Origin of the sequence: Micromonospora sp. L5, assembly GCF_000177655.2 — a bacterium.
Taxonomy (GTDB): domain Bacteria; phylum Actinomycetota; class Actinomycetes; order Mycobacteriales; family Micromonosporaceae; genus Micromonospora; species Micromonospora aurantiaca.
In genome coordinates this window covers 4861082-4879592 of the sequence record NC_014815.1, presented here as the reverse complement: position 1 = coordinate 4879592, position 18511 = coordinate 4861082, and the positions used below count along the sequence as shown (strand labels likewise).

15 protein-coding genes are annotated in these 18511 nt (G+C 73.3%); 2 read left to right on the top strand and 13 right to left on the bottom strand.

The window, feature by feature from the left end:
• Nucleotides 1-89: 89 nt before the first annotated feature.
• From ML5_RS22650 to ML5_RS22640, 3 genes are all read right to left on the bottom strand, one after another.
• Nucleotides 90-3188, bottom strand: a complete 3099-nt coding sequence (locus ML5_RS22650) for a BTAD domain-containing putative transcriptional regulator (protein WP_236619272.1) — start codon at nucleotides 3186-3188, stop codon at nucleotides 90-92.
• 64 nt (nucleotides 3189-3252) lie between these two features.
• Complete coding sequence (locus ML5_RS22645; RefSeq protein ID WP_013476314.1) at nucleotides 3253-5187, bottom strand: KedN5 family methylcobalamin-dependent radical SAM C-methyltransferase; 1935 nt, start codon at nucleotides 5185-5187, stop codon at nucleotides 3253-3255.
• A gap of 12 nt (nucleotides 5188-5199) precedes the next feature.
• On the bottom strand, nucleotides 5200-5937 hold the full coding sequence (locus tag ML5_RS22640) for a class I SAM-dependent methyltransferase (RefSeq protein WP_013287017.1): 738 nt from the start codon (nucleotides 5935-5937) through the stop codon (nucleotides 5200-5202).
• 289 nt (nucleotides 5938-6226) lie between these two features.
• On the opposite strand from ML5_RS22640, the gene ML5_RS22635 reads away from it, so the two are divergent.
• Both ML5_RS22635 and ML5_RS22630 read left to right on the top strand, forming a co-directional pair.
• The gene (locus ML5_RS22635) at nucleotides 6227-6592 is read left to right on the top strand and encodes a VOC family protein (protein WP_013287018.1); all 366 of its coding nucleotides are present in this window, start codon (nucleotides 6227-6229) and stop codon (nucleotides 6590-6592) included.
• A 28-nt stretch (nucleotides 6593-6620) separates the two neighbouring features.
• Entirely contained in the window at nucleotides 6621-7031 is a 411-nt protein-coding gene (locus tag ML5_RS22630) for a DUF3224 domain-containing protein (RefSeq protein WP_013287019.1), read from the top strand.
• 64 nt (nucleotides 7032-7095) lie between these two features.
• Here the strand turns inward: ML5_RS22630 and ML5_RS22625 are convergent, their stop codons facing one another.
• The 10 genes from ML5_RS22625 to ML5_RS22580 all read right to left on the bottom strand — a co-directional run bounded on the left by ML5_RS22625 (nucleotide 7096) and on the right by ML5_RS22580 (nucleotide 18484).
• Nucleotides 7096-8652, bottom strand: coding sequence for an ABC transporter ATP-binding protein (locus ML5_RS22625; protein ID WP_013476313.1), 1557 nt, complete (start codon nucleotides 8650-8652; stop codon nucleotides 7096-7098).
• Nucleotides 8649-9440, bottom strand: a complete 792-nt coding sequence (locus ML5_RS22620; RefSeq protein WP_013287021.1) for an ABC transporter permease — start codon at nucleotides 9438-9440, stop codon at nucleotides 8649-8651. Before ML5_RS22620 ends, ML5_RS22625 begins: the two co-directional genes overlap by 4 nt.
• Nucleotides 9437-10393, bottom strand: a complete 957-nt coding sequence (locus tag ML5_RS22615; RefSeq protein WP_013287022.1) for an ABC transporter permease — start codon at nucleotides 10391-10393, stop codon at nucleotides 9437-9439. The genes ML5_RS22620 and ML5_RS22615 overlap by 4 nt, the downstream gene beginning before the upstream one ends.
• Nucleotides 10390-11949: an ABC transporter substrate-binding protein gene (locus tag ML5_RS22610; RefSeq protein WP_013476312.1), complete on the bottom strand. Its 1560-nt coding sequence runs from the start codon at nucleotides 11947-11949 to the stop codon at nucleotides 10390-10392. Before ML5_RS22610 ends, ML5_RS22615 begins: the two co-directional genes overlap by 4 nt.
• Nucleotides 11950-12053: 104 nt before the next feature.
• A complete protein-coding gene (locus tag ML5_RS22605; protein ID WP_013287024.1) occupies nucleotides 12054-13238 on the bottom strand; it encodes an NAD(P)/FAD-dependent oxidoreductase in 1185 nt (394 codons plus the stop codon).
• 6 nt (nucleotides 13239-13244) lie between these two features.
• The gene (locus tag ML5_RS22600; protein ID WP_013476311.1) at nucleotides 13245-14483 is read right to left on the bottom strand and encodes a beta-ketoacyl synthase N-terminal-like domain-containing protein; all 1239 of its coding nucleotides are present in this window, start codon (nucleotides 14481-14483) and stop codon (nucleotides 13245-13247) included.
• Nucleotides 14480-14710, bottom strand: coding sequence for a phosphopantetheine-binding protein (locus ML5_RS22595; RefSeq protein WP_013287026.1), 231 nt, complete (start codon nucleotides 14708-14710; stop codon nucleotides 14480-14482). Before ML5_RS22595 ends, ML5_RS22600 begins: the two co-directional genes overlap by 4 nt.
• Complete coding sequence (locus tag ML5_RS22590; RefSeq protein WP_013476310.1) at nucleotides 14707-15672, bottom strand: chlorinating enzyme; 966 nt, start codon at nucleotides 15670-15672, stop codon at nucleotides 14707-14709. Before ML5_RS22590 ends, ML5_RS22595 begins: the two co-directional genes overlap by 4 nt.
• A 1-nt stretch (nucleotide 15673) precedes the next feature.
• On the bottom strand, nucleotides 15674-17539 hold the full coding sequence (locus ML5_RS22585; RefSeq protein ID WP_013476309.1) for a non-ribosomal peptide synthetase: 1866 nt from the start codon (nucleotides 17537-17539) through the stop codon (nucleotides 15674-15676).
• Nucleotides 17540-17542: 3 nt separating this feature from the next.
• Complete coding sequence (locus ML5_RS22580) at nucleotides 17543-18484, bottom strand: DUF6039 family protein (protein WP_013476308.1); 942 nt, start codon at nucleotides 18482-18484, stop codon at nucleotides 17543-17545.
• Nucleotides 18485-18511 lie beyond the last annotated feature (27 nt).

Below are 18511 nucleotides of genomic sequence, written 5' to 3'. Positions count from 1 at the left end.
GCTCCGGCCGTCCTACCCGACACCGACCAGGGCACCAGCCGGGCGTGGAACGGCTGTGGAAAGTGTGTGGAGGCGGGATTCCACGCCGGTCAGAAGACGGCGAACCGGGGCAGCAGCAGCCCGGCGCCCTGTTCGGCGGCGATCCGCGCGCCGAGGTCCCACTCCGCGCGGTCGCGCCGGGCCGCGCCGCGGATCCGGTGCAACTCCGCGACGAAGACGCGCTCGCCCACCCGGTCCGCCACTGCCAGCGCCTCCTCGGCCAGTGTCGCCGCGGTGTCCGGACGGCCGCCGGTCAGGTACGCCTCGGCCATCGCGCAGAGCGTGATGGTTCGGGTGGACCGCAGTCCGGGACGGTAGAACTCCTCGGCGGCGGCGCGCATCGCGTCGAGCCGGCCGTGGTCGCCGCCGCGCGCGGCGGCCCACTCCAGGAAGTACGCGCCGGTCGCGGTCATGTGCGGCAGGCCGGTGGCGCGGCCGATGTCCCGGCACCGTCGCCCCGCCGCGTCGGCCGCGGCGACGTCGTGCTCCTGCATCGCCAGCCAGGCGGCGTAGAGCGCCGCGTTGGCCCGGCCGTACGGGTCGTCGAGGTCCTCGGCGAGGGCCTCGGCGGCGGCGATGTCGGCCCGCGCGCCGGCCGGGTCGCCGCGCATCGAGCGCACGAGCGCCCGGAAGTTGTGGCAGGCCAGCACCGGACGGCGGCCCACCTCGCGGCGCAGCAGCGCCCGGTCGACGGTACGCAGCCGCTCGATCCCGGCGGTGAGCCGCCGCTCGCTCTCGGCCTGCCGGCCGGTGAAGTAGGCGACCGCGCCCAGCAGGTACTCACCTGCGACGGCGGTCAGCCCGCTGCCGTCGTCGGGCGCCCGTACGAGCCGCCCGGCGAGGTCGGCGCAGATCGCGAACTCGGCCCGGTTGGCGGCGAGTTCGCCGAGCGCCCAGAGCGCGTGGCGGATGTCGGCGTCCGGCCCGACGAGCGTCAGCAGCTCTCGGGCGCGGGCGCAGACCCGGTCGACCGCGTCGCTGCCGACGCCCACCGTCATCTGGAGCAGGGACGCGCGGTGCAACTGGACGGTCAGCTCGGTGGCCGCCGCGTCGGGCGAGACCCGCGCAGCCGGGGCCAGCCGGAGCGCGGCGCGTTCGAGGTGGCCGAGCGCGTCCTCGTAGGCGACCCGGCGGGTGGCGTCGTCGGCGGCGCGCAGCGACCACCGCAGGTGGTCCTCGCCGTGGCCCAGACCGACCGCCTCCCCGTAGTGGTGGGCCAGCTCGGCCGGCGCGGTGCCGGCCGTCCGCTCGTACGCGGTGGCCAGCCGGGCGTGCAGCGCGGCCCGGCGCGGCGGGACCAGCTCGGCGTAGGTGACCTCGGCGATCAGCGGGTGGCGGAACGCGAGCGCGCCCGGCCCGGTCTCGACCACCAGCGCGGCCGGATAGGCCGGGGCGAGGTCCTCGGCGACGGTCTCGGCGGTGCTGTCCAGTGCCGCCGCCAGCACCGCCAGGTCCAGGTCGTGCCCGGCCACGCTGAGCAGGTCGAGGCAGCGCCGGGCGGGGCCGGGCAGTCCGGCGAGCCGCAGCCGCACGGTGTCCCGGATGCTCGGCGGCAGCTCCGCTGCGGCGCCCGGATCGGTCCGGGAACGCAGCAGCTCGGTGAGGAAGAACGGATTCCCGCCGGTCCGGGTGACGAGCCGGGTCACCACCGGCTCCGGCGGCGCCACGCCGGTGCGGCCCCGGACCAGGTCGGCGACCGCCGCGGCGTCCAGCCCGCCGAGCCGGACCTGACCGAAGCCGCCCCCGCGCGCCAGCTCGGCGACCGTCGCCACCAGGGCCGGGTCGTCGCCGTACGGCCGCAGCGTGGCGACCACCAGCGCCCGGGACGCGGGCAGGGCGGTGGCGAGGAACCGCAGCAACAGCAGCGAGTCCGGGTCGGCGGCGTGCAGGTCGTCGAGGACGACGAGCAGGCCGCGCTCCCGGGCCGCCGCGTGCACCAGTTCCGACACCGCCTCGTACACCTGGAACCGGGCCGTGGGGTCGAGACCGCGACCGTCGGCCGGTCCGCTCGGCGCGCCGGCGGCGAACCCGTCCAGGCGGCTCGCCGAGCCGGTGGCGCGGGTCTGCGGCATCGCCACCAGCGCGCGTACCACCTGGCTCCACAGCCAGAACGGCGGCGCCTGCCCGACGTCCGGACAGCGGCCCCAGACCACCGGGACGCCGGTCGCGGCGGCGCGGGCGCCGAGCGCCGCGGCGAGGCTGGTCTTGCCGATGCCGGCCTCCCCCACCAGCGTCAGCACCCGCCCGCTCTGCCCGGTGGCCGCGTCCAGCGTGTCCCGCAGCCGCTCCAGTTCCGCGTCCCGGCCCACGAGCGGTCCGCCGTCCCGCTCCGGCACCGCCCCGGCGGTCGCCGGGCCGCCGGTGTCCGCGGGACTGCTCCGATCAGGCGGTACGGCCTGCTCCAGGATCAGCCGGTGCACCGCGCGGGTCTGCTCACCGGGGTCGATCCCGTACTCGCCGGCCAGGATCCGGCGGCCCTCGTCGAAGACGGCGAGCGCCTCGGTCTGCCGCCCCGAGCGGTACAGGGCCAGCATCAGCTGCGCCCGGGCGCCCTCGCGCAGCGGGTGCGCCGAGACGAACCGGCGCAGTTCCGGCAGCAGCGTCGCGTGCCGGCCCGCGGCGACGGCGGCTGTCAGCCGCCCCTCCTCGGCGCTCAGCCGCAGCTCGGCCAGCCGGGCCGCCTCCGGACGCACCGCGGCCAGGTCGGCCACGCCCGCCAGCGGCTCGCCGCGCCACAACGCCAGCGCCTCGGTGTACGTCCGCTCGGCGGCCGCCGCCTGCCCGGCCGCGAGCGCGTCCGCAGCCCGGTCCACCAGGCCGGCGAACCGGATCGCGTCCACCGCGTCGGCGTCGACCCGCAGTTCGTACCCCCCGGGGTGGCTGCGCAGGACGCGCGCCGGCTCGCGGTGGGACCGGTGGGGTTCCACGGCCCGGCGCAGCCCGGCGACGTACGTGCGCAGCGTCGTCCGGGCGCTGGCCGGCGGTCGTGCGTCCCAGAGCGCGTCGACCAGCCAGTCGGCGGCGACGAACCGGTTCGGCCGCAGCAGGAACAGAGCCAGCAGCGCCTGCTGCTTCGGCCCGCCGAGGGGCACCACCCGCCCGTGCCGGACGACCTCCGGCGGACCCAGCACCCGGAACTGCACAGTCACCTCGACGACGACCCCATCGGGCCGAGTATGGCAGCGCCGGTCCACTCCGGACACCGGCGATCGGTCAGGGGACTGTGAGCGGGGTGCCTGCTCTGCGCACCTCCCCCATGAAGTGCAGGATCTCCTCGTGGTTCGTCGACATGACCGCGGTCATGGCGCCGGTGCGGTAGTAGATGTCGACGCGGATCGGTTCCGGCTCCAGCGAGACCGGCTCGTCGGCGCGCATCCGCGCGAGGACGCCCGGCACGTCGTAGGCCAGGGTCACGTCCGGGCGGTGGAAGTACTCGACGCCGCCGATCTCGACGACGGCGAGTCCGTCCGGCTCGCAGACCGGCTGGGTCAGCAGGTCGTAGCGGTACACCTCGTCGAGGAACGGGCGGACGTCGGCCGCGAGCTGCCGCGAGACCACCTCCTGCCACCACAGCTCCAGCGCCCGCCGCCCGTCCGCCTCGGTGAAGAGGTAGCCGATGGCGGCCGCGTACGCCGGCGCGCCGCCGCCGTGACCCCGCATCGCGGCCTCCCGCAACGGGATCGCCTCCCGCGCCGTGGTGGTGTCCGCCCAGTCGGCGAGGCTGTTGAGGACCCGGGACTGCTCCCACCCGGCGAGCCGCCGCAGCGGCAGCCAGCAGTGACGCAGGACCGCGTTCTCGGCCATCACCCGGGCCCAGAACAGGAACCGCTGCATCACCGCGTTGTCCGCGAAGGTCATGGTGCGGTGGGCGAGCACGTACTCGAAGTCGTCGTTGTCGCCGCGCAGCGCGACGATGCCGTACAACTCCTTGTTCTCCGCGTACTCGGTGTTCGGCAACAGCATGATCGGGTAGACGGCGATCCGGGACACGTGCTGGGCGAGTTCGTCGTACCCCGCCAGGAACGACTCGACGGTGTCGCCCGGCGCGCCCCAGATCAGCTCGGCATAGCAGTCCAGCCCTTCCCGGTTGAGCCACCGCACCAGGTCACGCCAGTCGTTGACCTTCATGTTCCGCCGGCGCATCAGGGTCAGGGCGTCCGGGTTGAGCGACTGGAGGGCCAGGGTGAATGAGCTGCGCAGCCCCGCCTCCTTCATCCGCCGCACGATCTCGTAGAACACCTTCGACTTGTTCTTGGCCCACGAACTCTCGAAGGCCAGCGGGAAGCCGTGCCGCCGCTTGATGTCGATGAGGTCGTCGACGAGTTCCAGGTCGATCGGCAGCATGCCGAAGTTGGCGTCGCAGGCGACCACTGTGTGCACGCCGCACCGGGCGAACAGTTCCAGCTCGGCGCGCAGCCGTTCCCGGGAGAACGCGCGTACCCGCTGGCCGACAGCGCCGCCCCAGTAGCAGAACGAGCACTTGTACGGGCAGCCGCGGTTGGTCTCGAACAGCGCGACGTCGTAGCGGAACCGGCCGTCGGCGTCGAGCAGTTCGACGGCTCCGGTGAGGAACGGCGACGGGATGATGTCGAGATCCTCGATCCGGGGCCGGTCCGGGTTGGTGACCACGCTGCCGTCGGCGCGGTGCCAGGAGATGCCCTGCACGTCGCCGAGGGCGTCGGGGGCCACGCCGGCCAGCCGGGCGCGGAGCAGGTCGAGGAAGGTCAGCTCGCCCTCGCCGTTGACCACCACGTCGATCTCCGGGTAGAGCCGGAACACGCGTTCGGCCTGCGCGCTGACGTGGGTGCCGCCGAAGATGACCCATCCCTGCGGGTTGAGCTGCTTGTAGGTGGCGGCGAGTGCCCCGAACGCGCGCTGGCTCCAGCCGAAGACGGAGAACCCGATCACGTCGGGCAGCGGGCCGGCGAACAGCCGGGCGGCCATCTCCCCGTGCGTCACCCGCCCCCGGAAGTTGCAGATCTCCACCGACACCTGGTCGTTCAGCTCGGCGTCGCCGGACACCATCGCCTTGAGGTACGCCGAGGCGAGCGGCAGCGACTCCAGCGGCATGTCCCAGACGCCCTGCTGCACCAGGACCACCCGAAGGCGCCGGCCCGCACCGCCGGCGCTCGTCTGGCTGTGCTCCACCGATCCGCCGCTCTACTTGCGGTAGACGGTGATGTGCCGCTCGTCGGAGTCGCGCAGTGGTCGTCCGTCCCAGTGACCCCAGCGCGACTCCATGGTGAGCCCGCCGAGGCGGGCCATCAGGTCCATCTCCGACGGCATGACGGTGCGGATGCGCATCGGGAAGAACCGGATGCCGTCGGGCCGCAGGACCGCGAACTGGATCGACGAGCACTGGGAGATCCGCTCGCGCCGGGTGAACGTCATCACGACGTGGTCCTTCTCCACCCGTACGGTCTGGGTGCGCTGGTTGCGGTCGTACCGCGCCGGGTCGGGGATCGACGTCTGGATCACGAACCGCCCGCCCGGCTCCAGGACGTCGGCGACCTTCTGGAAGCAGCGGATCTGCTCCTCCTGGTCGGTGATGAACGGCAGCGTGTCGAAGACCGCGTACGCCAGCGAGAACTTGTACGGCAGCGTGAAGTCGGTGAAGTCCTGCACGTGCACGTGCACCAGTTCGCCGCCGGGTTTGTCGCGCAGCTGCGTCAGCATCCCCTCCGACGCGTCGATGCCGTGCACCTCGATGCCCCTGCGGGCCAGCGGGACGGCGACCCGGCCGGTGCCGACGCCGAGTTCGAGCACGGGCCCGCCGCCGGCGTTCTCGGCGAGCCACTCGATCGTCTCCTCGGTGTCACCCGGGTCGCCGGCCCATCCCGTCCCGTCGAAGACGTCGGCGACGGCGTCCCCGTAGGTGAAGATCTCGAAGCCTTCCACCGTGTTCTCCTCCACGCCGGTGATTGGGGTACCGGCGAATCGTGGCGGACGAGTGCGCCTGACGCTGCGCTGTTGTGAGCACGAAGTGAGGGCAACTCGATTGGTGTATCGGTGGCGCCGCCGACGGTTCAGCCGGTATGCTGCCGAACCTTCGGGGCCTGCTGTCCATTCGCAACCGTCTAATGAGCAGGCCGGTCGCGACACACCCGGCGACCGTGGCGTGGACGACGGCGGATTGCTAGGCTCGGGCCACGCTTTCGATCGGACGACAAATCTCCAGGAGACATGAATGGCTGTCGGTCGCTTGGCGGCGGTAACACTGGATTGTTCCGAAATCGCCCCGCTGGTGGCCTTCTACCGGGAAGCGGCCGGCCTCGAGCCGGTGCACGAGTCGGAGTCCGGCGCGTTCCTCAGCAACGGTGACGGCGTCGCCGTGGCGTTGCAGCGGGTGGAGAACTACCGGCGTCCGGAGTGGCCCGGGCAGACGGTTCCCCAGCAACTGCACCTCGACCTGGCCGTCGACGACATCGAGACGGCCGAGACCGAGCTGCTGCGCCTGGGTGCGACGAAGCCCGCCGACCAGCCCGGCGACGCGAAGTGGCGGGTCTTCCTCGACCCGGCCGGTCACCCGTTCTGCGCCTCGGTCTGGGACTGAAAGAGAACCACGGAAGGAATGAGACAAGGTGAGCACCGCGACTGCTTCATTTACGCTCGACTCCTGGGACGAAGACGAGTGGCAGGAGACCCCCGACGGCATGAAATTCTCGCGGGCCTCGGTCACCAAGACGTATTCCGGTGAACTCGAGGGCACCAGCCGCGCGCAGTTCCTGTTCGCCTATGGCAAGGGCGGCGCCGGATACGTCGGTCACGAAGTGATCGAGGTGTCGATCGGCGGTTCCAAGGGCAGTTTCATGCTCCAGCACCAGGCCGTCGGGTTGATGAGCGACGAGGAGGGCGGCGCCGAGTGGCACATCGTGCCGGGGACCGGCACCGAGGGGCTCGCCGGCATCCAGGGCACCGCCACCATGCGCAAGCTGGAGGACGGCAGCCACACCTTCACGCTGAACTACGAACTCCTCGACGAGCTCGTCTGACGCGCTGAGATCGAGGCGGAGGGCCGCTACCGGGAAGCCGGTAGCGGCCCTCCGCCTCGGGCTGTCACGGCACGTCCGCCACCGCCGTGACGGGCCGCGCGGCGTCCAGCAGCATCCTGCTCGCCTCGTGGCGCGGGTTGCCGAACACCTGCTCGACGGTGCCCTCCTCGACGATCCGCCCGCCGCTGAGCACGGCGAGCCGGTCCGCGTTGCGGGCGATCACACCGAGGTCGTGCGTCACGATGAGCACCGCCAGGCCCAGGGTCCGCCGCAGCGAGTCGAGCAGGGCCAGGACCGAGGCCGCCACCTGGGCGTCGAGGTTCGACGTGATCTCGTCGCAGACGAGCACGTCGGCCCCGGCGGCGAGCGCGCGGGCGATCGCGACGCGTTGCCGCTGCCCGCCGGACAGCTCCCGCGGCAGCCGCGACGCCAGCTCCCCCGGCAGGCCGACGAGCCCCATCAGCCGGCGGGTCTCCGCCGCCACCGCCTCGGCCGTCATCCCACCGGCCAGGCGGACCACCCGGCCGATCGCCGCGCCCACCGGCCGCCGCGGGTTCAGCGACCCGCCGGAGTCCTGCGGGATGAGCTGCATGCGGCGTCGCTGGTGCACCGGCCGGCGCCCGAGCGTCGGCTCCAGGACCTCGCCCGACAGCGTCACCCGGCCCGAGCTGGGGCGCAGCGTCCCGACGACGGCCCGGGCGAGCGTCGTCTTGCCGCAGCCCGACGTGCCGAGCAGGGCCAGCGCCTCGCCGGCGCGCAACCGCAGGGACACGTCGTCCAGGACGACCCGCCCCCCGCGCGGCACGGTCAGCCCGGACACGGTCAGGACCTCCGCCCCCCGCACCGGCGTGGCGGCGCGGCGGCGCATCTCGGCCGGCAGGTCCGGCACCGCGGCGAGCAGGTCCCGGGTGTACGCGGCGGCCGGGCGGGCGAGCACCTGCGCTGTCGGTCCCTCCTCGACCACGACGCCGCCCCGCAGCACGATCAGGCGATCGGTCATCCGGGCGGCCGCGGCGAGGTCGTGGGTGACGAACACGACCGCCAGCCCGCGGTCGGCGGAGAGCCGGTCCAGCTGGTCGAGCACCTGCTTGCGCACCAGCCCGTCCAGGCCCGTCGTCGGCTCGTCCAGCACCAGGCCGCGCGGGTCACCGGCCAGCAGCCGGGCCAGCGCCAGGCGTTGCTGCTGGCCGCCCGAGAGCTGGTGCGGGTACCGGCGCAGGAAGGCCCGGTCGCCCGGCAGGCCCACCTCGACCAGCCCTCGGCTCACGGCCGCGTCGGACCGGTCCGCGGCCAGTTCCCGGATCTGCGCCCGGACCCGCAGCGTCGGGCTCAGCGCCGACGGCGGGTCCTGCGGAAGGTACGCCAGCACCCGCCGCCGGACCCGGCGTACCTCGGCGCCGGAGGCCGTCAGCACGTCGTGCCCGTCGACCACGACCGTGCCCCCGGCCACCCGCAGTCCGCGCCGTACCGCGCCGACGAGGGCCATCGCCAGTGTCGTCTTGCCCGCCCCGGACTCGCCCACGACGGCGACCCGCTCACCCTCGGCGACGCGCAACGACAGGTTCTCCAGGACGGCCCGGCCGGCGGTGTCCTCGACCCGCAGCCCACTGATCTCGATCATCGCAGCACCCGCCCGACGATCCGGTCGATGCCGAGGTTCGCGGCGACGGTGAGCACACCGAGCAGGATCGCCGGCACCGCGACACCCCACGGGGTGAGCTGGATGCCCTCGACGTTCTGGCTGATCATGGCCCCCCAGTTCGGGCCGCTGGAGCCGAAGCCGAGGAACGCCGCCGCCGCCGTCAGCGTGACCGCGATGGCGAGGCGGGTGCCGAAGTCGGCGAGCACCGGCCGGACGATGTTCGGCAGGATCTCCCGGACGATCACCGACAGGTGCGAGTCGCCGCCGGCGTAGGCGGCCACCACGTACCCGTCCTCGACCGCGCGGAGCGTCTCGGCCCTGGTGACCCGGGAGACGAACGGCGTGCCGGTCAGCACCACCACGATGATCATCGTGGTGGCGCTGTACCCCCAGCCGTGCAGCAGCACCAGCAGGATCAGCACCGGCGGCAGGCCCAGCAGCAGGTAGTCCAGCCGGGACACCACGGCGTCGGTGATCCCGGCGAAGTAGCCGCCGACCAGGCCCAGCACCAGGCCGAGCACGGTGGCCAGGATCGTCGCCACCACCGGCACGGCCACCAGCGGCCGGCCACCGGCCAGCACCCGGTCCAGCACGTCCCGTCCGGCGCTGTCGGTGCCCAGCGGGCTGCCGGCCGTCGGGGCGCTGTAGGGCAACCCGACGATCCGCTCCGGCTCGCCGGCGAACAACGGGCCGAACAGCGCCACGCCCAGCACCAACAGCACCACGGCCACGGCCGTCCCGGCGAGCAGCCACCGCGCGGCCCTCATCGGGCGGCCACCCGCAGCCGGGGGTCGACCGCGAGGACGAGCAGGTCGGCCACGATGAACGAGACGAGGATGATCGCGGCGAGGAGCAGCCCGACCCCCTCCAGGACGGCGGTGTCGTGGTTGCGGACCGCCGCCACGAGCGTCTGCGACAGGCCCGGGTAGTTGAAGACCACCTCGACCACCGTGGTGCCGCCGAACAGCCCGGACAGCAGCCACGCGAACGTCTGCGCGCACGGCGGCGCCGCCGCGGGCAGCAGGTGCCGCGCCACGACCACCCGCTCGGGCAGCCCGGCCAGCCGGGCCGCCTCGACGTGGGGCATCGCGTCCGCGTCGATGACAGTCGCCCGCACGATCCGGCTCGCCCACGCCGCGCCGAACAGCGTCAGCGCGACCACCGGCAGCACCAGGATCTCCGGCCGGTCCAGCGGTCCGCCGCCCAGCGGCGGCAGCGAGATCGCCGGCAGCAGCGGCCACAGGTCGGCGAACACCAGCACGAGCAGGCCGGCGGTGACGAACTGCGGGATCGACACCGCCACCACCGCGACGGCCGACACCGCCCGGTCCACCCGGCCGCCCGGCCGCAGCCCGGTGAGCAGCCCCAGTCCCATCGCCAGCGGCACCGTCACCGCCGCGGTGAGCCCGACCAGGAGGCCGGTGGCGGCCAGCGGCTCGGCCACGACGTCCACCACCGGCCGGTGCATCGAGGTGCTGGTGCCCAGGTCGAGGCGCAGCGCCGCGGTCCCCCACTCGACGAACCGCACCGGCCAGGGCCGGTCGACGCCGAGTTCGGCCCGGCGCTGCGCGACCTCCTCGATGGTGGCGTCGGGCCCGAGTGACGCCGACGCGGCGTCACCCGGGAGCACCTCCGAGCCGGCGAAGAGCACCACCGCCACCGCGAACAGCGTGGCCACCGTCGCCAGCAGCCGTCGGGCCAGGAACCCGAGCGCGGTCACGCCGGCCCGGTCGCCCGGTCGAACAGCTGGACCGACTGCATCGTGCGGACCCCGCTGATCCCCTTACGGGCGGCGTCCAGCTGCTCCTGGAAGCCCCACAGCAGATCGCCGCCCTCCTTGTAGAACTCCTCCTGCAACGCCTTGAACGCCTCGGCGCGGGCGTTGTCGTCGACAGTCGCCTGGGCCTTGGCCAGCCGCGCCTGGTAGGCCGCCGACGTGCCGGTGACGTTGAACGGCGCCTTGCCGTGGGTCACCGCCGACAGGTGCACGGCGGCCGGCCGGTTGACGTAGTAGAACGCCTGGAACGGGTGCGTGGCCAGCGTCATGAGGTCGGCGTAGTAGGCGTCGGGCGAGATCTCCTGGAGGGTCAGCTCGACGCCCGCCTCCTTGAGCTGCTGGGCCATCAGCCGGCTGGCGTTGAGCATGCCGGGGACGATCTCGCCGGTCCGCAGCGTCAGCTTCGTGATCCCGGCCTCGGCGAACAGCCGCTTCGCCTGCTCCAGGTCACGGGCGCGCGCCGGCAGGTCGGCGTAGCCGGGCAGGCTCTTGCCGACCACGTCGTCGGCCGTCGAGCCGAGCCCGAGCAGCGCGTTGTCGACGAGCGCCTGCCGGTCCACGGCGAGCCGGACCGCCTGGCGGACCCGGACGTCGTCGAACGGCGCGAGCTTCTGGTTCATCGCGAACGACAGCGCGTTGGCGTTCGCCGGACCGCCGCGTACGACGGTGAGCTCGCTGTTCGCCGCCTCGGTCTTCGCGCCGGTGGAGCTGATGCTGACGGCGTAGTCGACCTGTCCCGCCTTCAGCGCCGACAGCCGGGCGCCGGCGTCGAGGATGCCGACGATCTGGAGTTCGGCGACGCTCGGCTTGCCACCCCAGTACTGCTCGTTGGCGACCAGCCGGGTCGTGGTGCCGTTGCGCTCGGCCAGCCGGTACGGGCCCGAGCCGATCGGCTTGCTGAACTCGGTCATGCCGGCCGGGAAGACCGGCGAGAAGACGACGAGGACGGCTTCCTTGAAGTCACCGCGGGGGGTCAGCAGCGGGACGGTGACGGTGCGGTCGTTGACGGCTGTCACCTTGGCGAGGTCGACGTTGGCGTAGACGGAGGCCCGGTTGCTGGGCTTGGCGCCGAGCGTACGGATGCTGTGCACCACGTCGGCCGCGGTGACCGGCTTGCCGTCGTGGAACGTCACCCCGGAGCGCAGGTTGATCGTCCACACGCTGCCGTCGGCGTTCGGCTGCACCGACTCGGCGAGCTGGTACTTGTACTCGCCGTTGTCGAGCACCATCAGCGAGTCGTACACGTGCCGCATGACGATGAGGGTCGCGCCGATGCTGGTCAGCAGCGGGTTGCCGGCTTCGGCGTCGGTGACCGCGTTCGGCGCGCCCACCTTCAGCACCGCCAGCGACCCCCCGCCGGCCGCCGCCGGCGACGGCTGCTCGTCGTCGTCGCCGCAGGCCGACAGCAGCGGCACGCCGGCCACCGCGGCGCCCGCGACGAGCCCCATCCGGAGCAGCGCGCGGCGATTGAAGGGCGAGTCGTAAGGGGTGGGCGACATGGTTCCTCCACAAAGGTCGTGCCGGTGAGGTCGGATCGCAAGACGTCTGCGGATCTGACGGTCGCCGATCACCGGCACGGGTGTCTGCTCAATAGGGCGCGGTGTCAGGGGGCCGTCGGGGCGGACATCAGCGCCATCAGTTCCGGTGTGTACAGCTCCCGCAGCGGCACGATCCCGGCCACCGCGTCGAAGTAGCGGGTGGTCAGTTCGGGGCTGCTGCCGACGGCGCGCAGCAGCGCGCGGCGCTTGTCCCGGGCCTCGGCCTGGGCCACCAGCAGGGTCGCCTGGTAGTTCTCCATCAGCCGCTGCTCGCGTTCCCGGTCGTAGTCGGCCAGCGCGGCGTCGAGCCGTGTCCGGTCGGCCAGGTGCTCGCCCACCGACTCGGCGAGCAGATCGGCCTGCATGAACGCGTCGGAGATGCCGCGCGCGGTCAGCGAGTCCTTGTGGTGGCCGGCGTCGCCGACGAGCGCCCAGCCCGGGCCGTGCGCGCGGCGGAAGAAGTTCTGCTGGTCACCCGTGCCGTGCACGCCGCCGATCTGCCGGCCGCGCTCCATCTGCTCGTACAGCCGCGGCGCGTTGGTCCGCACGTTGTCGAGGTAGGCCGCGCGCGCGTCGTGCCGGACCTCGTCGAAGCGCTGCTGCGGGTAGTAGGCGGCGATGAGCACCGCGCCGTCGTTCGTCGGCACCGCTGACACCCAGCCGGTGTCGCCCTCGTACATCTCGAAGTGTGTCTTCGGCCCGTCCCAGAACGCGTAGTACGCGCAGGTCAGCGGCGGGTGGGACGTCGTCGTGGGCGCGCCGGTGAGCCCGGCGACGGTGGAGCGCATCCCGTCGGCGCCGACGACCAGCGCGGCCCGCTCGTCGCCGCGGTCGGTGCGCACCCCGACGACCCGGTCGTCCTCCCACAGCAGGCCGGTGACCCGGCAGTCGTCGCGGAACTCGGCGCCGGCGTCGACAGCGGCGCCGGCCAGCAGCGGGTCCAGGATCGAGCGGCGGGGCGCGTACGCCGCGCGGATGCCGTCGATGCCGCTGCAGCAGCCCTCGACGCGCACGTCACCCAGCTCGTAGACGACGTGGTCCAGCGGCGGGCAGCCGGTGGCCCGAAGCGCGTCCAGCAGACCCCAGCGGGCCAGCCGCGCGACGCCCGGCTGCTGGATGTACAGCGTGGAGAGCTTGTCGGCCGGGAAGGCGCTGCGGTCCAGCAGCAGCACCCGGTGGCCCTGGCGGGCCAGGAGCATGGCGGTCGGCGCGCCCGCGCAGCGGGCCCCGACGACGACGACGTCGTACATGATCGTTCAACCTCCATCGACGGTACGGGCGAGGACCACGGCCGTGTTGATGCCCCCGAAGCCGAAGCCGGTGGACAGCGCGTACCGCAGCCGGGCGGGCTCGGGCCCGGCGCCGGCGAACCGGATCCGGGCATCGATCGGTCGGGCCAGGTTCGGGTTGGGGTGCACGAAGCCGCCGGTGAGCTGCGCGACGGTGGCGACGGCCTCGACCACCCCGGCCGAGCCGAGGCAGTGACCGGTCAGCGCCTTGGTGGCGTTCACCCACGGCCGGCCGGCGGCGGCGCCGAGCACGTCGTGCAGCGACGCGAGTTCCGTCTCGTCGCCCAGCCGGGAACCGGTGGCGTGGGCGTTGACGTAGTCCACCTCGTGCGGGGCCAGCCCCGCGGCGGCCAGGGCGGCCCGGATCACGCGGGCCTGCCCGGCCGCGTCGGGGTCGGCGAGCCGGTTGGCGTCCAGGCCGAGGGCGTACCCGGCCACCGTCGCCAGGACCGCCGCGCCGCGCCGGGCCGCGGCGGCCGGGTGTTCCAGCACCAGCGCCGCGGCGGCCTCGCCGGGGACGAAGCCGCGCCGGTCGTGGTCGAACGGCCGGCAGGCGGCGGCCGGGTCGCCACCCGGCTCGGCGAGCGCGCCGAGCACCGCGAAACCCCGGTGGTGCATCGGTGTCAGCTCGGTGACCGCGCCGACCAGGACGCAGCAGTCCACCGCGCCGGCGGCGACCAGCCGGGCGGCGTGCACGATGCCGACGTTGCCGCTGGCCGAGGCCCCGCCGACGGTGAAACCCTCGCCGGTGGCGGACAGCACCTCGCTGAGCGTCCCGACGTGGTCGGTGTCCTGGACGTGCAGGGCGAACCGCGCCGGCAGGTACGCCGGCCGTTCCTGCCAGGTCCGGTACAGCTCGTGCGTGTACCGCGCGGTCAGGTTGTGCCCGGCCACCACGATCCCGACCCGGTCGCCGGGGATCCGGGCGCCGGGCAGGCCGGCCCCGGTCCACGCCTGGAGCGCCGCCGCGACGGCGGCCCGCACCGGCTGCGGCGCGCGCGCCGCGGCCCGGACCGCCCGGCGGCGCAGCGGCTCGGGCACGCCGGCCACCGCGTCGTCGAACGACCACCCGGTGATCGGCGCGGCCAGGCCGTCAGCGGTGCCGACGACACCGCTGCGGCCCGCCCGCAGCGCCGTGGTGAACGACGGGACGTCCGCACCGATCGCGCAGACGATCCCGGTGCCGGTCACCGCGACCGTGCTCACATGTGCGTCCGCAGCAGCTCGACGATCCGGTCGAGGTCGTTGACGTCGCGGAACTCGGAGATCGGCACCACGATGCCGAGCCGCTCCATGGCCAGCGTCACGACCTCGGCCCGGTCGATGCTCGTGCAGCCGAGGTCGCTCAGCGTGCGCCCGGCGGTGACGCTCGCCGGGTCGACGTCCGGGACGACCTCGACGAGGCTCGCCTTCACGACCTCGAAGACGGTCATGCCGGTGACACCCGCGCCCCGGAGCGGTCCCGCCGGGTGAACCGGTGGCCGCGCGTGGTCTCGGTCGCCATCCGGTTGTGCGGGTTGCCGTTGTGTCCCGCGACGAGCACCGAGCCCCAGCGGTCCAGCGACACGGCGCCGCCGTACTCCTCGATGACGTCGGTGTCCGGGTAGACGTCCACCGACACCGGCACGTACCGGCCGGCGAAGCCGAGCCGCATCTCCTCGGTGCGTCCCGCGTGCGGCAGCGACGCGTGCATCAGCGTCGACCAGAACATGATCGCCTCGCCGGGCCGCATCACCATCGACACCGCCTTGGACTCGTCGGGCTTCCAGTCCGGGTCGATCTGCAGCTCGCGGTAGTCGTAGCCGAAGAACCCGCGGCGTACGCCGTCCTTGTCGGTGCTGTTGATGGAGGCCGGGTCGTAGTGCATGCGCTTGGTCTCGTCGTAGAACATCGTCCGGTGGGTGCCCGGGATGAACTGGAGGCACCCGGTCTCCTCGTTGGCCTCGGTGAAGGCCGTCCAGACGGTGATCGTGCCGCCGAAGTCCTTCGCGTCGCCGGGCCAGAGGATCTGCGGCTTGCCGGAGGCGTTGGCGAACGTGTCGGCCTGGTGCCAGTCGGTGCCCTCGTCGCCCGGGTACTTGGGGAAGAACTCCGACCGCCAGCACTGCACGTCCGGGCCGAGCACGCTGACGACGCGGTCGACGATCCGCGGGTGGCAGATGTGGTCGGCCAGGAACTCGTTGTCCAGGTGCCGGTCGTAGTTGGAGATGTTGGTGTTCCCGGAGAGCGCGGCCTCGTCCTGGTAGACCGCGTGCGAGCGGTCCAGCAGGCGCAGCCGTTCCCGCCGCCACCGCCGCTGCATCTCCTCGACCTCGTACACCGGGAACGGGCCGAAGTACCCGTTGCGGTGGAAGTCGGCCAGCTCCTCGTCGGTGAGCGTGTAGTCGTCCTCCATGTCATCCTCCTACCTGTTGCAGGGAATGGTGGCGTCGGGACGCGTCCACCACCTCGGCGAGGCACCCGACCGTGGGCTCCTCCATCTCGGCGCCGGTCAGCGCGATGCCGAACCGGTCGTTCACCATGGCCACGATCCGGGTCAGGGCCAGCGACGTGGCGCCCAGGTCGAACAGGTCGCCGTCCACCGGCACGTCGCGCCGCAGCACCTCGTCGGCGATGGCCTTCACCCCGGACACCGCGTCGTCGCCGGCCGGCTCGGCCTGCTCGGCCGGCTCGGCCAGGCGGTCCAGGACCGCCACGTCGGCTTTGCCCTGCACGGTGAGCGGGATGTCGGCGACCACGTGGAAGCGGGACGGCCGCAGGTAGCCGGGCAGGTCCGCCACGGTCACGGCGAGGTCCGCCTCGGTGAGCGCGGACGGGTCCGCGCCGGGCGGGGGCGCGACGTAGGCGACCAGGCGTACGTCGCCCTCGCCGAAGTCCTGGGCGGTCACCAGCGCGGTGCCGACGCCGGGGTGTGCCAGGACCGCCGCCTCCACCTCGCCCGGCTCGATCCGGTAGCCGCGGACCTTCAACTGCCTGTCGACCCGGCCGAGGTAGACCAGGTCGCCGTCGGTCCGCACGGCCCGGTCCCCGGAGCGGTACCAGCGTTCACCGCCGGACTCGGCGAAGCGTTCGGCGGTCAGCTCCGGCTGGTGCAGGTAGCCCCGCGCCAGCCCGGCGCCCGCCACGTACAGCTCCCCCGGCGTGCCGTCCGGCACCGGCGCACCGGTCTCGTCGCGCAGCTCGATCCGTACGCCGGGCAGGGGCCGGCCGATCGGGCTCACCGACGGCCGGTCGAGGTCCGCCGCAACGATCCGGCGGGCGGTAGCGTGCACGGTCACCTCGGTGATGCCGTACATGTTGACCAGTTCCGGCCGGTCGTCGCCGCGCCGGGCGATCCACGGCGCCAGCATCGCGACGTCGAGCCGCTCGCCGCCGAACACCACCAGGCGCAGGTCGTCCGGGCCCTCGTCGGCCAGGTAGGCGGCGGCGAGCTGGCGGAACGCCGAGGGGGTCTGGTTGAGCACCGTGACCTGTTCGCGCCGCACCAGGTCCAGCATCAGCGCCGGGGTCCGGGCGACGCGCCCCGGTACGACGACGAGCCGGCCGCCGGACAGCAGCGCCCCCCACAGCTCCCAGACGGAGAAGTCGAAGCCGATCGAGTGGAACAGCGTCCACGTGTCGTCGCCGCCGAAGCCGAAGCGCTCCGCGCCGTGCTCGAGCAGCGCCACGACGCTGCGGTGCGACACCTCCACGCCCTTCGGCGCCCCGGTGGAGCCCGACGTGTGGATGACGTACGCGGGGTCGTCCGGCCCGGCCTCACCGGCGGGCTCCCGTACCGCGTCCGCGCCGACCGCCCGGTCCGCCGGGCCGGCACCGGCCGCGGCCTCGGCGGCCGTGCCCTCGCCGTCCTCGTCGTCGGTGTCGTCGTCGTCCTCGCTGTCGTCGGCCCACAGCACCGGACCCGACCACTCCGCGAGCGAGTCGGCGGTACGGGTCACCGCCACCGTCACCGGAACCCGGCTGCCGGCCAGCACGGCCGCGACCCGCGCGGCCGGATGCTCGGCGTCCACCGGCACGTAGGCGCCGCCCGCCTTCACCACCGCCAGGACGCACACGACCAGGTCGACCGAGCGGTCCACGCACACCCCGACGTGGACGCCGGGGCCGACCCCGTACCCGCGCAGCCGCTCGGCCAGCTCACCGGACAGGCGGTCCAGCTCGCTGTAGGACAGCCGGTGGTCGCCGCAGGTCACCGCGATCCGGTGCGGCTGTTCCGCCGCCCGCCGGGAGAAGATCGTGTGCAGGCAGTCAGTCACGGGCATCGGTCACCGCTCCGTCTTGGTGGCGTACATGCCCCAGTGCTGGGGCGTGAGCGACAGGTCGGACAGGCTGGACTGGACGAACATCCGTTCCCAGCCGCCGCCGCCCTTCTCCTCCGGGATCCACTGGCGGGTGAACACCTCGCGGGTGGCCGGGTCGCTCATCGCGCGGACGCCCATCAGCGTGTAGTACGAGCTGAGCGACTTCAGGTGGATGAAGTGGTGGATGCGGTCGGACCGGCCGAACGCCTCCTCGTACAGGTAGATGGTGGCGTGGCCGGCGAGCGCCCGGTTCCAGCTCTCGCACAGCGCCCGGGCGAACGCGCGCCCCTCGGCCCGGAACTCGTAGCGCAGCTCGCCGGTGCGGTGCATGAGGATGCCGCAGGTGGCGGAGTTGAGCTGGTCCTCGACCGGCACGTCGGTCTGGAGCTGCGCGGTGGGTACGGTGAACGTGGCGGCGCCCTCGGTGGTCCGCACCGAGTCCGGCGTCTCGTCCGACGTGCCGTACATGCCGAAGGCCGACGGGATGAGCACCGTCTCGTGCAGGTCGCCGTCGAGGAACATCCGGTCCCACGTGCCGCCGCCGCGCGCGGGGTCGATGCGCTGGCGCATGATGATGTCCCGCCAGCCGGCGTCGCGGCTGCCCATCTCGATCAGCGTCTCGTACGCGTGCAGCGACTTCAGGTGCATCAGCCAGTGGAGGCGGTCCTTCGTGCCGAAGGTCTCCTCGTAGACGAACACCGTGATGATGCCGGCGTAGTTGGTGTTGAGGTACTCCGACAGCTCCCGGGCGAACTGCCGGGCCTCGGAGCGGAACTCGGCACGCAACTGACCGACCCGTTCGACGATCACGCCGGCGTTGCCCGAGTGCAGGATCGCGGCCCGGTCGATCGAGGTCTGGGCCTGGGCGGTCGGCAACACGAACGGCGGACTCGATGTGGTGGTCATCGGAGACTCCTTCGCTTCGGCTGGTTC